Origin of the sequence: Streptomyces sp. NPDC003456, assembly GCF_042878735.1 — a bacterium.
Classification (GTDB): Bacteria; Actinomycetota; Actinomycetes; order Streptomycetales; family Streptomycetaceae; genus Streptomyces.
On sequence record NZ_JBIAOK010000001.1, the window covers coordinates 589,191 to 602,287 of the forward strand.

At 73.0% G+C, this 13,097-nt stretch carries 12 protein-coding genes; 6 read left to right on the forward strand and 6 right to left on the reverse strand.

All coding sequences use genetic code 11. From position 1 onward, the window contains the following. The first annotated feature begins 35 nt into the window (after nt 1–35). Nucleotides 36–725, forward strand: coding sequence for a polyprenyl diphosphate synthase (uppS, locus tag ACFYWG_RS02150; protein WP_376327930.1), 690 nt, complete (start codon nt 36–38; stop codon nt 723–725). An 86-nt stretch (nt 726–811) separates the two neighbouring features. After that, nucleotides 812–2,227, forward strand: coding sequence for an oxygenase MpaB family protein (locus ACFYWG_RS02155; RefSeq protein WP_383499797.1), 1,416 nt, complete (start codon nt 812–814; stop codon nt 2,225–2,227). Between the two features lie 9 nt (nt 2,228–2,236). On the opposite strand, the gene ACFYWG_RS02160 is transcribed toward ACFYWG_RS02155, so the two are convergent. Then, the gene (locus tag ACFYWG_RS02160; RefSeq protein ID WP_383499752.1) at nt 2,237–2,389 is read right to left on the reverse strand and encodes a hypothetical protein; all 153 of its coding nucleotides are present in this window, start codon (nt 2,387–2,389) and stop codon (nt 2,237–2,239) included. 437 nt (nt 2,390–2,826) lie between these two features. Here ACFYWG_RS02160 and ACFYWG_RS02165 point away from each other — a divergent pair, with 437 nt between their 5' ends. Beyond that, the gene (locus ACFYWG_RS02165) at nt 2,827–3,201 is read left to right on the forward strand and encodes a response regulator transcription factor (protein WP_383499749.1); all 375 of its coding nucleotides are present in this window, start codon (nt 2,827–2,829) and stop codon (nt 3,199–3,201) included. A 19-nt stretch (nt 3,202–3,220) separates the two neighbouring features. Here ACFYWG_RS02165 and ACFYWG_RS02170 read toward each other — a convergent pair whose 3' ends face one another. Then, nucleotides 3,221–4,462 (reverse strand): ATP-binding protein, encoded by a 1,242-nt coding sequence (locus ACFYWG_RS02170; protein WP_389198721.1) that lies wholly within the window; start codon nt 4,460–4,462, stop codon nt 3,221–3,223. Nucleotides 4,463–4,723: 261 nt separating this feature from the next. Here ACFYWG_RS02170 and ACFYWG_RS02175 point away from each other — a divergent pair, with 261 nt between their 5' ends. The 3 genes from ACFYWG_RS02175 to ACFYWG_RS02185 all read left to right on the forward strand — a co-directional run bounded on the left by ACFYWG_RS02175 (nt 4,724) and on the right by ACFYWG_RS02185 (nt 7,830). Then, nucleotides 4,724–5,800, forward strand: a complete 1,077-nt coding sequence (locus ACFYWG_RS02175; RefSeq protein ID WP_389198723.1) for a HEAT repeat domain-containing protein — start codon at nt 4,724–4,726, stop codon at nt 5,798–5,800. Continuing rightward, nucleotides 5,797–7,326 carry a glycosyltransferase gene (locus ACFYWG_RS02180; RefSeq protein ID WP_389198725.1) on the forward strand — a complete coding sequence of 510 codons (1,530 nt, stop codon included), beginning with the start codon at nt 5,797–5,799 and terminating at the stop codon, nt 7,324–7,326. The genes ACFYWG_RS02175 and ACFYWG_RS02180 overlap by 4 nt, the downstream gene beginning before the upstream one ends. A 69-nt stretch (nt 7,327–7,395) precedes the next feature. Further along, nucleotides 7,396–7,830, forward strand: a complete 435-nt coding sequence (locus ACFYWG_RS02185) for a VOC family protein (protein ID WP_389198727.1) — start codon at nt 7,396–7,398, stop codon at nt 7,828–7,830. 210 nt (nt 7,831–8,040) lie between these two features. Here ACFYWG_RS02185 and ACFYWG_RS02190 read toward each other — a convergent pair whose 3' ends face one another. The 4 genes from ACFYWG_RS02190 to ACFYWG_RS02205 all read right to left on the reverse strand — a co-directional run bounded on the left by ACFYWG_RS02190 (nt 8,041) and on the right by ACFYWG_RS02205 (nt 13,027). Further along, entirely contained in the window at nt 8,041–9,474 is a 1,434-nt protein-coding gene (locus tag ACFYWG_RS02190; protein ID WP_389198729.1) for a cellulose binding domain-containing protein, read from the reverse strand. A gap of 111 nt (nt 9,475–9,585) precedes the next feature. Next, entirely contained in the window at nt 9,586–11,085 is a 1,500-nt protein-coding gene (locus tag ACFYWG_RS02195) for a beta-N-acetylhexosaminidase (RefSeq protein ID WP_389198731.1), read from the reverse strand. Nucleotides 11,086–11,156: 71 nt separating this feature from the next. Continuing rightward, complete coding sequence (locus ACFYWG_RS02200; protein ID WP_383499728.1) at nt 11,157–12,044, reverse strand: carbohydrate ABC transporter permease; 888 nt, start codon at nt 12,042–12,044, stop codon at nt 11,157–11,159. Next, entirely contained in the window at nt 12,041–13,027 is a 987-nt protein-coding gene (locus ACFYWG_RS02205) for a carbohydrate ABC transporter permease (RefSeq protein WP_385413792.1), read from the reverse strand. The genes ACFYWG_RS02200 and ACFYWG_RS02205 overlap by 4 nt, the downstream gene beginning before the upstream one ends. Nucleotides 13,028–13,097 lie beyond the last annotated feature (70 nt).

Below are 13,097 nucleotides of genomic sequence, written 5' to 3' on the forward strand. Positions count from 1 at the left end.
AGCCGCGCCCGGTGCCGCGTCACGTCGCGTGCGTGATGGACGGCAACGGCCGCTGGGCGGCGCGGCGTTCACTCCCCCGGACCTCGGGTCACCGTGCCGCGGAGACGACGGTGATCGACGTCATCGAAGCGGCGCGGGCCGCCGGGGTCGGCTGGCTGAGCCTGTACGCGTTCTCCACGGAGAACTGGCGACGGCCCGACGCCGAGGTCGAGTTCCTCATGCACCTGGTCCGCCGCGTGGTGCGCAAACACGCCCCGCTGCTGCACGCGCGCGGCATCCGCTGCCGCTTCCTCGGTGTGACCGATCCCCGCATCCCTCCCGGACTGGCGCGGGACATACGCGATCTGACGACCCTGACCGCGGAGAACCGGCAGATGACCCTGACGGTCGCCTTCGACCACGGCGGCCGCAGGGACATCGTCGAGGCGGCGCGGTCGCTGATCCGCAGCGGGGTGCCGGCCGAGGCCGTCACCGAGCAGAGCTTCGCCGACCACCTGCCCTTCCCCGACACCCCGGACGTCGACCTGGTCATCCGCACCTCCGGCGAACAGCGCATCTCCAACTTCATGCTCTGGCAGGTCGCCTACGCCGAGTGGGTCTTCCCGCCGGTGCTGTGGCCCGACTTCCGCGCGCCCGACTTCCTCGAGTGCCTGCACACCTACCGGCAACGCGACCGCCGCTTCGGCGGCGTCCTGCCGCACCAGAACGGAGAGACCCGATCGTGACGACCGCAGACACCCCCCGCTCCACCCCTGCCGGCGCCGGAGCGGACCATGACGGGACCGGGGGCCACGAGACCGCGGAGGGGCCCCTGTTCGGCCCCGGCTCGCAGTTCCACACACTCTTCAATGACCCGCGCTGGGCGCTGGCCATGATCCGGGCGACGGTGCTGGAGGCGGCGCACCCGCAGATCGGCGCCGCTCTGATCGAGAACTCCACGTTCGTCGTCCACCCCTGGCGGCGACTGGGCAACACGTTCATGAGCCTGCGGCGGATGTTCGGAGCCGACGAGCACGTGCGGCAGCGGGAGGCGGCCCGGCTCAACCGCATGCACGCGCGGCTGCGCGGCACCGACGCACGGGAGCGGCCCTACGACGCGATGGACCCGGCCGTGCGGGCCTGGGTGGTGGCGACCATGTTCGAGAGCGCCGTCACGATGTGCCGCCTCAGCGGGCAACCGCTGGAGCAGCGGACCATGGAGCAGCTGTACGCCGAGTTCCAGGCGTTCCTGACCGCGATGGAGGGCGACGCCTCCCATCTGCCGCCCACGCTCGAGGCGTTCTGGCCCTACTACGACCGGGTGGTCGCGGAGGAGCTGGAGAACACCGAGGCGATGCGGATCATCCTGTACAAGCTGTTCGACCACCTCCCCGCCCCTCCGGTGCTGAACGGCTTCCCCGCGCTGTGGGCGACCGGCCGGGCCGTCGCCGGCCCCGTCATCGGGGCGATCACCGTGGCGTCCCTCCCGGAGCCGTTCCGGCGGCGGGCCGGCCTGCCGGAGATCGCCGGCGTCCAGACCCTGATGCAGGGCGCCTATCTGGCGGCCGGTCTGGCGCGGTTCCTGCCCGAGAGCTGGATCCAGGCCGAGAGCATCGCCGAGCTGGTGACGCTCTCCCCGGACAGCGACGACCCCCGTGCCCGGACGATCAGCGCCCTGCGGGACCGGATGAAGCGGGCCGGCGCGCTGCTCCGGCTCATCACCCCGCTCCCCGCGGACCCGGAGCCGGAGCCCGCCGCGGGCGGCACGGCGCAGCGCAGCGCGGAAGAGTTCTTCGCGGACGTCCTCGACCAGACCGGCGACGGCTACCTGGACTGGCCCGACCTGGCCGCCATGGCCCGGGAACTGTCCAGCCGCCTCGACCTCGACGAGCCCGAGGAGACCCGGCTCTACGACGCCTGTGCCGGCTGGTGGCGCGAACTGCAGGCGGCCCTCGACACCGACGGGGACGGCCGCGTCAGCGTCCGTGAGTACGGCGCGGCCGTCCCGTCCCTGGCCGGGCCGGCGCTGATCCGCGTCGCCGAGGTCCTCTTCGACGTCACCGACAAGGACGGCGACCAGCGCATCGACGCCGACGAGTACCGGGCGCTGTTCCGCACCGGGTTCCGGCGGGACACCGCCGACGCCGACGGTACGTACAGCCGCAGCGCGTTCGTCGGCGACTTCCTGTCCTTCATGGCCGGACGCCGGCGCACGACCGCCTACGACCCCCTCCTGGCCCAGGCGTGAGGGGCCGGGTCACTCGCCCTCCGCGGACAGGTGCGGCGCCGTGGTCTCCTGCGGCGGGGCGTCGGGAGAGGCGGAGGGCGGGAACAGGAAGCCCTCGAAGGCGTCCAGTGCGAACATCACGCCGAGCAGCACCAGGGGCGTGAGCAGTGCCAAGGCCATCATGACGCCTCCTGACAGCGGTGCCGCGTACGGCGTGACGCAGAAGGTCCAGGACCACCATGGGCCGAGCGGATGAAGATCGCACCCGCACCCGCAGCCGTGCCCGCACCCGCACCCGCACCCGCACCCGCACCCGGACGACACCGGCGGTCACGGTTCCGCCGGCTCGCAGGCCCCGGTGCGGATTCACCAGTGGGGGTGGGTTGGCGACTGGCGGGACGCCCGGCGGGCACGCACATCTCAGGCCGGCTGCGGCGGCCCTCATTCCGCTCCCCCGCGGCGCCGCCGCAGCCGTCCTCCTGCCGGACCTCCCGGCCGGGCGGCAGCGGTGCCCCTGCGGGATACTCGGAAGCCCCGGCGCGCGGCCGGGCGACGGGCGGCGGCTGCAGTCGCGTCCCGGCCGATCCGCGCGCCGCGTGTGCGCCGACAGGGAGGGTGCCGTGGCGACCATTCTGGTGGCGGACGACGACGAGGACGTCCGGGACGTCGTGTCCTTCAAGCTGGGCAGCGCCCACCACACCGTGCTGGCCGCGCAGGACGGCCCGGAGGCCCTGCGGATCGCCAGCAGCCGGAGCCTGGACCTGGCCGTGCTGGACGTCCGGATGCCGGGGCTCACCGGTGTCGAGGTGTGCCGGCGGCTGCGGCAGAACCCCGCGACGGCCGCGCTTCCGGTCATCCTGCTGACCGCCCAGTCGGAGGAGGGTGACGTGGAGGCCGGGTTCGCGGCCGGCGCGGACGACTACATCGCCAAGCCGTTCAGCCCGCGGGAGGTGGGCAGCCGGGTCCAGGCCGTCCTGGCCCGCGCGCGTTCCTGAACCGGCGCCGCCGGGGCACTCAGTCCCGCGTGCCCGGCGGGTAGGGCAGATGGCAGGTCACCGTCGTCCCCCCGCCGACGGCCGCGTCGACGGTCAGGGTGCCGCGGTGCGCCACCGCGATGCGCTGGCAGGTGGCGAGACCGATCCCGGAGCCGGGCGCTCCCGTGTCCAGCCGGACGAACGGCTCCAGCACGTGCCGGCGCTGCTCGGCCGGGATCCCCACCCCGTTGTCGGTGACGCGGAGGTTCCAGCCGTCGGCGTCGTTGGCGCAGCTCACCTCGATGCGGGCGGGCCGGTCGGGACGGCGGTACTTGGCCGCGTTGGCCAGGAGGTTCTGCAGCAGCCTGCGGATCTGGGTGCCGTCGCAGGGGACGACGGGCAGCATGCCCAGACACACGTGGGCCCGCGCCCCCGTCAGTTCCTCCCGCAGGTCCTCGACGGCCTCCTGGGCCACCACCTGCAGGTCGGTCTCGGCCAGGTGCAGCCGCCCTCCGGTGCGGGCCAGGGCCAGGGCGGCCTCGATGGTGCGGTTCATACGGGAGGTGGCCGCCTCGATACGGCCGACGAAGGCCGACGCCTTCGCGTCCCCGGCCACACCCGGCAACTCCGCGAGGAGGCCCGCGTGTCCGGTGATGCCGGTCAGCGGGTTCTTCAGGTCGTGGCTGACCTGCCCGGCGAACTGCTCCAGGGCCGTGTTGGAGCGCTCCAGCTCGGCCCGGACCTGGTCGGCGGCCAGCAGCGCGTGGTGCAGCAACTGCCGGTGCCGGTGCAGGTCCAGGACGTCCACGACCATGGACGCCAGATCGTCCAGTGCCCGGCGCTGCCGCTCGGTCAGCGACCGCACCTCCTGCGCGAACACGCACAGGGTGCCCAGCGTCTCGCCCTCCGGGGAGTGCAGCGGGGAGGCGGCGTAGAAGCGTACGGCGCCCGTGGGGGCGGTCACCCAGGGGTTGGCGGCGAACCGGGGGTCCCGGCGGGCGTCCGGCACCAGGACCTGGCCGGGTGAGGCGATGCTCACCGCGCACATGGAGTCCGAACGCGAGCACACCGTGGGGGCGATGCCGACCGCGGCGATCTGGTGCTGGCTGTCCGCGGAGATGATGTTCACGGCGGCCTGCGGCGCCTCGCACACCCGCGCGGTCAGCCGGACGATCACGTCCAGGTCCGGCGGTGCGGGCGCCCCGACGATGCCGTAGCGCTCCAGCACCGCGAGACGGCGGTGCTCGGCGGGGTCGTCGCCCGCCTCGACGAGTTCGGCCATCCTGCCCCCGACTCACACGTGTGCGGTTTCTGGCAGCTTCACCCGGCCCGCGGGGACGCGCAACGCCAGGCCGGCACGCTGCCCCTCGGCCGCCGTGCCGGTGCCACGCCGGCGGGGGCGCCCACCGCCTGCCGTACAGGGGCCGGTCATCCCTGCGGGGGACGTGCCGTGGCAAACGTACGAGGCGCTTTGGCCGCCGCACGGGCGCCGCCTCAGGCTGGCACGCGTGACCGACGAAGGGGGCGGACAGCGGTGCGTACGGTGGCACAGGCGGTTCTGCTGGTGTCCGTGGCCTGGGCGGCGCTCTGCCTGCTCCTGCTCTGCGTCACCCGGGTGGTGCGCAACCACCGGGAGCGCGCCCTGCGGGCCGCCGCGACGGCCACCCGGCACCTGGTCGTGGAGACCGCGGGGGGTGAGAGCCCGTCGGCCCGAGCGGCGCTGGCGGCCCTGGACCGGCGTTCCTGGCAGGCCGTGGAGCCTGCCGTCACCCGCTTGCTGAGCCGCGTCAAGGGAGGCGCGCACCGGACGCTCACCGATGTACTGGTGCAGCGCGGGACCGTCGACACGGCCCTGTCCCACGCCGCCCGGCCCCGGTCGATGCGGCGGGCCCGGGCCGCGACCCTGCTCGCCCTGACCGGCCCCAGCCTGCGCACGGACCCGGTCCGCGGGCCCGAGGCGCGGCGTGTCCTGCACGGCCTGCTGGCGCACCGCAGCGTCACGGTGCGCGAGACGGCGGTACGCGCCCTGGGGCGGCTCGGCGACTCCGCAAGCGCCGGTCTGCTGCTGACCACGCTGGAGACGTCCCGGCCCGTCGCGCCCGGCCTGGTCGGTGACGCGCTCGTCCGCATCGGACCGGCCGCCGTCGAGACACTGACGGCGGCGGCCGGAGGGCATGACGAGCAGCACCGCGCCCTGGCCGTGGAACTGCTCGGCCTGATCCGGGACCGCCGGGCGCTGCCCGCCCTGTCGGCGGCACTGGACGACCCGGCCCCCATGGTGCGGGCTGCGACCGCCGCGGCTCTGGGCCGGGTCGGCGAACCCGCGGCCGTCGCCGCGCTCACCCGGACCGTTCGCACCGACCCCTCCGACCGGGTCGTCGCGGCCGCCGCCGAAGCCCTCGGCCTGATCGGCGACGACCACGCCGTACCCGCCCTGAAGCGCACACTCCGGCACGGCACCTACCGCCCGGCCCACACCGCGGCCCGCGCCCTGCTCCGCCTGGACCGGCCCGGGCGGACGGCGCTGGCCGACGCCGCGCGCGGTTCCGGCCCCGCCGGGGCGCACGCCCGTGAAGCCCTCGCTTCCGCCCTCGACGACCGGGAAGGCCCCGACCGGTGAAGGACATCGTCGTCACCCTCGTCCACCTGAGCCAGTACCTGGTGATCGGCTACTTCCTCGCCCTGAACACCGTCTACCTGGTGCTGCTGGTCCTGGCCGGGCGCACCATCCCCCGGCTGGCCCGGCGCCGCCGGCTCACCGGCCTCGACGACCTCGCGACCAGCCCGCTCACCCCGCCGGTGTCGATCGTCACCGCCGCCTACAACGAAGAGCCGACCATCGTCGAGAGCGTGCGCGCCATGCTCGCCCTGCGTTACCCGCGCCACGAGGTGGTCCTGGTCGACGACGGCTCGCGCGACGGCACCTTCGACCGGCTCCGCGAGGCCTTCGGGCTCGTGCCGGTGGAACGCGTGCGCCCGCAGGAGGTCACGTCGAAGGAACCGGCCCGCGCGGTGTACGTCAGCACCCACTCGGTGCCCCTCACCGTCGTGCGCACCGAGAACTCGGGGAAGGCCGACTCCCTCAACGTCGGCATCGACCTGGCCTCCCACCCGCTGGTGTGCATGGTGGACGCCGACTCCCTGCTGGACGAGGACGCCTTGCTCACGCTCGCCCAGCCGTTCGTCGCCGACCCGTTGCACGTCGTCGCCGCAGGGGGCGTCATCCGTCCCGTCAACGACAGCGTCGTACGCCACGGTCAGGTCGTCGAGCCCCGCATCCCCCGGGGCTGGCTGCCGCGCATCCAGGTCGTCGAGTATCTGCGGGCGTTCCTCATGGGCCGCACCGGCTGGGCCCGTCTGCACGGCCTGCTCATCATCTCCGGGGCCTTCGGCCTGTACCGCCGCGACGTCCTGGTCGAGGTGGGCGGCATGAACGCCGAATCCCTCGGGGAGGACTTCGAACTCGTCGTTCGGCTGCACCGGCACCTGCGCGACAACCGCCGCCCCTACCGCATCGAGTTCATCCCCGAGCCGGTCTGCTGGACGGAGGTCCCCGACAGCGGGCGGGTCCTGGCCCGGCAGCGCAGGCGCTGGCACCGCGGCCTGTACGAGACGCTGCTGCGGCACCGGTGCATGCTGCTGCGTCCCCGCTACGGGGTCATCGGCATGGTGGCCTACCCCTACTTCGTGCTGTTCGAGCTGTTCGCCCCGCTGCTCGAGGTGTGGGGCCTGATCACGGTCTGCGTCGGTTTCGGGTTCGGTCTGATCTCCCCGTACCTGGCACTGCTGTTCCTGCTGGCGGCCTTCGGCTACGCCGTGCTCCTCTCGCTGCTCGCCCTGCTTCTGGACGAACTCGGTCTGCACCGCTACCGCCGTCTCGGGGACCTGGCCGCGGTGGCGGCCGCCACCGTCGTCGAGAACCTCGGCTACCGGCAGCTCACGGCCTTGTGGCGGCTGCAGGGATGGTGGGCCTCGCTGCGCAACGGGACACCGGTGTGGGGCGAGATGACGCGCAGCGGCTTCGCCGGGACCACGCCGCTCGACCACGGAAGCCACGCCACGGTGCCGGAGACGACGGCCGGACAGGCCCCGTCCGGGGCACCGTTGCCTGCGGCGGCGCCCCAGGACCGGGGCACGTCGCACTGAGCCGGGCGTGGCGGGGGCGCGACGGAAAACGGCGGGCTGAGCGGCGAAGTCCCCTGCTATGGTGCGCCGATGCCGACGATCAGGAAGTTCCAGGTCACCTTCGACTGCGCGGATCCGGAGCGGGTCGCCCGCTTCTGGTGCGAGGTGCTGGGTTACGTGGCACCGCCACCGCCGGAGGGCTTCACCACCTGGGCCGACTACGAGGACTCCCTGCCCCCGCAGAAGCGGGGTGCCTGGTTCGCGTGCAGCGATCCCTCGGGCGAGGGGCCGCGTCTGTACTTCCAGCGGGTCCCCGAGGGCAAGGTGGTCAAGAACCGCGTGCACCTCGACGTACGCGTGGGCACGGGCCTCGTGGGCGAGGAGCGGCTGTCCACCCTGCAGGCGGAGTCCGAGCGGCTGACCGCGCTCGGGGCGACGCAGGTGCAGGTGCTGTTCGCCGACGAGGAGAACGAGTCGTGCATCGTGATGCAGGACATCGAGGGCAACGAGTTCTGCCTGGACTGAGACCGGGGGCCGGGGTGCCTCCGGGTGTGTCGAGGGAGCCGCGGTGTTCGCATCCGTCCACGAGTGCCACGGGGCTCAGGCACTCGTGGACGGACGCTTGCGTTGGGATGTCGAGTCGACGTGTGCGGTCTGCGCCCGAGGCTGCCTGCCGGTCGTGAATGGTTCGAGTGACGGCGGGCAGCCCTGGGGTGGGTGACGGGTGCTGCCCGGTTAGGGGTTGGGGACGGTGTCCTCGAACGTCGTGCCGGCTGTGCGGTACGCGGTGATCTTCGCCGTGACCTGGGCCGGTGTGAGCACCTGGTCCTTGACGTGCAGGACGTAGTCGATCTGCTCGTCGTAGGCGCGCGGAGTGGTGCTCGTCTGGCCCGCCAGGTCGATCAGCCACTGGTTGAAGTTGATCGACATGGGGCGTTCGGGCAGGTAGGCCGCGTCATGCGTGCCGAACAGCTGCCCGTCCACGTAGTACTTGATGCTGCTGTTGTCGATGGTGAGCACCAGGTCGTGCCAGCCGGCGTGGCTCTGCCGCGACTCGGTGTGCTGGTTGACGGCCTGCCAGGGGTCGGGGTTGTAGGTCTCCCAGGACGTGGTGTAGAGGATGTTGGAGGGCTCGCCCCAGCCGCCGTTGGGCAGGTACTCGAAGTCGTACTCGGCGTAGTCGTCGGCCATCGGCGCCTTGAGGTCGTTGATGGTGAAGAACGTCTGGACCAGGTGGTCGCCGTCGGGGCCGGAGACCGGCGCGTCGGAGAACCTGACGCGGGCGGCGTACGTGCCGTTCTTGAACTTGGTGGCCTTGGTGAGGACTTCGGTGTGCTTGGTGCTGGCGGCCGTTCCCGCGGTCGACGTGCGCAGGTTCATCACCGAGTTGCCGCCGGAGACCGCGAAGGTCACGTTCTCGGGGGCCCAGGTGGCACCCGGCACGCCGGGGCCGCCGGCGTTGGCCCGGACGTTCCAGCCGTTCGCGGAGATCTTCGGGTCGCTGGAGCCGGCGTAGTCGAAGTCGTCGAACAGAGTCTGCCCCCCGGCCGGGGGGTCGGTGGGCGGATCGGTCGGCGGATCGGTCGGGCCGTTGCCCTCGGGCGCCGTGCCCCACACCGTGCTGCCCGAGACCTGGGCGGTGACCTTCGGCCAGTCGGCGTACGTGGTGCGGGCGGCGCTGAAGGAGTAGTCGTCGCTCTGCTTGAGCGGCTGCCAGTCCGTGCGGTGGAAGCGCAGTTGCATGTCCCCGGTGTCGGCGCCCGGCGCGAGGCTGCCGGCGCCGGCGGTGAAGCCGATGTCGAGGTAGCGGTCGGCGGTGGCGGTGGGGTGTGCGAGGGTGCCGAAGGTGCCGGTGATGTGGGCGCAGCCCTTGACCGCCCAGGAGCAGGCGAAGCGGTAGCCGGCCCCGGCCGAGTCGGCTTTGAAGTAGTAGCGCACCTTGACGGTGGAGAGCTGGACGGGGGCGGTCCCGGTGTTCCTGACCTTCAGCCAGGGTTCGGACTGGTCGGCCGTGGCGGAGCCGGCGCCGGTGCGGTACTGGACGGTGACGCTCTCGCCGGCGGCGCCGGCCGTGCCGGTGAGGACGGTGAGCGGGGTGGTTGCGGTGGCCAGGGCCACGGCGGCGGCTGCGGCGATGCGCCACCGCTGGGGAGTGGTGCGCCGTTGCATGCTGTTTCCTTCCGGGTGGGGGTGGGTCGTCCCGCCGCGCGGGGCGGCCGGACGCGCACGGACGGTGCTGTGCTGCGGTGCCGGGGTGGTGCCGTGGCGCCGTCGTGCGGTTCAGGGGTGGCGGCCGACTCCCAGCGCGTCGAGGCGGGCGGTGTGGCCGGCCAGGCGGGCGCTGAAGTCGGCCCAGGTGGTCGGCCCCGTCCAGCCGGCGTCGGCCAGGGCGCACAGCCGGGGGAAGGTGAGGTACTCGATGCGCGCGGGGGTCGCGGCGTACTCGGTCCACAGGTGCGCCTGCGTGCCGAGGACGCGGGCGGCTGTGTGCGGGGACGCGGGCGCCGGTACGGGGTCGTGGCCGTGGACGTCCTGGAGTCTCACCACGCCGCCGGGCTGGCCGGGCGGTTCGTCGGGGCCGGGGCTCTGCGGATGGTCGAGGTAGGTCGCGCGGTGGTAGGAGTTGATCACGTCGTGGCCGCGCCGGGCGGCGCGCAGGGCGTGTGCGGGGTCGCGCCAGGCCATCGCGGTGAAGCCGGCGGGCAGATCGGTGCCGCTCTCCATCCAGGCGACCGGGTGCCGTCCCTGCCGGGTGAGGAAGGTGCCGACGCGGTCGAGGAACCAGCCGTGCAGCGCGGCCGGCCGGCTCAGTCCCTCGCTCCGGGCGCGGCTCGCGGCCGCCGGGCTGCGCTCCCATTCGGTGGTGGGGCACTCGTCGCCGCCGATGTGGAGGTGGGGCGAGGGGAAGACGTCCATGACTTCCCCTAACACGGTCCGGCAGAAGTCGAGGACCTCTTCGTGGACCCCGAGGATCGTGTCGCACACCCCCCACCGGGTCCAGACGTCCAGGGTGCGCTCGGGCCGGTTGCCGAGGTGCGGGTAGGCGGCCAGGGCGGCGCGGGAGTGGCCGGGCATCTCGATCTCCGGCATGACCGTGATGCCGCGGGCCGCCGCGTGGGCGACGAGGCGGGTGAGCTCGGCCCGGGTGTAGGCGCCGCCGTGGGGTGTGTCGTCGTGGCGGTCGCCGTCCGGTCCGAGCGCCGACCGGCGGCGGTGTCCTCCGATCTCGGTGAGCTTGGGGTAGGCGGAGACGGGCATGCGCCAGCCCTGGTCGTCGGTCAGGTGCAGGTGGAAGACGTTGATCTTGTGCAGGGCCAGCAGGTCGACGTAGCGCAGCAGGTACGGCAGGGGCTGGAAGTGGCGGGCCACGTCGAGCATGGCTCCGCGCCAGGGCAGCCGGGGGACGTCGGTGATGTCGGCGCAGGGCACGGTCCAGCGCACACCGGGTCGGGGGCCGGTGGCGAGGGCCTGCGCGGGGAGCAGTTGGCGGAGGGTCTGCACGCCGCGCAGGAGACCGGTGACGCTGCGGGCGCGCAGGAGCACCGAGTGGGGTCCGATCGTCAGCCCGTAGCCTTCGCTGCCCAGGCCGGTCAGGGCCGTGTCGAGGGCGAGGACGACGGGGCCGTCGGCGGCCGGGGGCAGCGGCAGTCCGGTGGCGGGCGCGAGGAGGGCGCGCAGGAGGTCGGCGGCGGGCTCGGCGCCCGCGGTGACGCGCATGCGGGTGCCGGCGTCGAAGGTGAACTGGCCCGTCTTGATGCGGGCTTTGGTGGGTCGGGGCACGAGCGTGGTCCGCGGCGAGGACGGGGTCACGGCTGTCTCCGGAGGGGTCGCGGCTGAGTGGGGGTGCGGGCTCAGCCCTTGACGGCGCCGGCGGCGAAGCCGGCGGTCACGTGGCGTTGGAGGAGGAGGAAGACGGCGAGGGCGGGAAGCGCGAAGAGGGTGGAGGCGGCCATGGTGGCGCCCCAGTCGGTGCCGAAGACGTTCTGGAACGAGGACAGCCAGACCGGCAGGGTGCGGCTGTCCTGCTGCTTGATGATCAGGAAGTTGGCGTAGGCGAACTCGTTCCAGGCGGTGATGTAGCCGAACAGCGAGGTGGCCATCAGCCCGGGTGCGAGGAGGGGGAAGGTGATGTGGCGGAAGGCGTGCCGGCGGGTGCAGCCGTCGACCTGCGCCGCCTCCTCCAGCTCCGGCGGGATCGCGGCGATGAAGCCGCGCAGCACCACGATGGTGAACGGCAGCGTCATCATGAAGTAGACCAGCGTGAGGGTGGGCAGCCGGTCGAGCATGCCGGTGTCGCGGGAGATGATGTACACGGGGATGATCAGCGCCTCCCACGGTGCCATCTGGGCGATGAACACCAGCAGCATGAACGGGCGCCGGCCGCGCCAGCGCATGCGGGCCACCGCGTACGAGGCCCCGAGCGCGACGACCAGCGCGAGCAGGACGGCACCGGCGGTCACCAGGAGGCTGTTGCGCCAGAACAGTGCGAAGCCGTCCGCCGCCACCGCCGTACGGAAGTGCTGCAAGGTCCAGGTGTGCGGCAGGAGTCGCGGTGTGCCGGACTGGATGTCGCGGTGGGGTGTGAACGCCGTGGTGATCATCCAGTACAGGGGGAAGACGCACACGGCGATCGTCAGGCAGGCGGCGGAGTTCAGCAGCAGGCGCCGGCGGGCCCGGGGGCGTGGTCCTGCTCCGGCGCCGCGACGTGCGGGGGCGGGGGTCGGGGATCCGGCACTCATGGGGTGTCGCCCTCCTGGCGGAACAACTGGCGGAAGTAGAGGACGAGTACGCCGGCCATCAGCAGGACGGTGACCATGGAGGCCGCGGAGCCGACGTCGTAGCGCTGGCTCGACAGGGCGGTGTGGACGGCGTAGACGGGCAGGATGGTGGTGGCGTCACCCGGTCCGCCGTTGGTCATGACCCAGATCTGGACGAACGCCTTGAAGGTCCAGATGACTTCGAGGGACAGGACCAGCATGAAGATCGGCCGGATCAGGGGGAGCGTCACGGCGCGGAAGACGCGCGCGGCCGAGGCGCCGTCGATGCGGGCCGCTTCGTACAGTTCCGCGGGGACGGTCGTCAGGGCCGAGTAGAGGGTGACGGCGGCGAACGGGACGGACTGCCAGACGATCAGCAGCACCAGGATGGTGAAGGCGGCCGGACCGTGGGCGAACCAGGGGTAGCGGTCGAACGAGGAGAAGCCGAGCTGTTGCAGGACCCCGTTGACGATGCCGAACTCGGAGTGGAAGAGCCACTGGAAGACGGTGGTGGCGGCGATGACGGGCATCGCCCAGGCGAGGACGAGCGCGCTGAGCACGGCCGTGCGCCACAGGCGGCCCAGCCGCTCGACGAGCAGGGCGACCAGGACGGCCAGCACCATGATCAGGACGACGTTCGCCGCCATGAAGACGAAGGTGCGGCGTACGGCCTGCCAGAAGCGCTCGTCCGCCAGCAGCGTCCGGTAGTTCCGCAGACCCACGAACTCGGCCTTCCCGCTGATGAGTTGACGCAGCTGGAAGTCCTGCAGCGAGATCAGTACGGCGCGGGCGAGGGGGTGGAGCAGGAGGTACAGCATGCCCAGGACCGTGGGGGCCGCGAGGAGGTAGGGCCATGGGCCGGCCCGGCCGGCCCGCGGTGCGCCGCCGCGTCGCGGTTTCGCGGGGGGCCGCGCCGGTGGGCGGCTCGGGGCGGGTGGCGCACTGGAGTCGCGGACGACCGACACGGTGTCGCCTCCTTGGTTGTCGTCAGTGGCCTGTACGGCGGGACCGCGCCGATGGGCGGTGCCGGGGCTG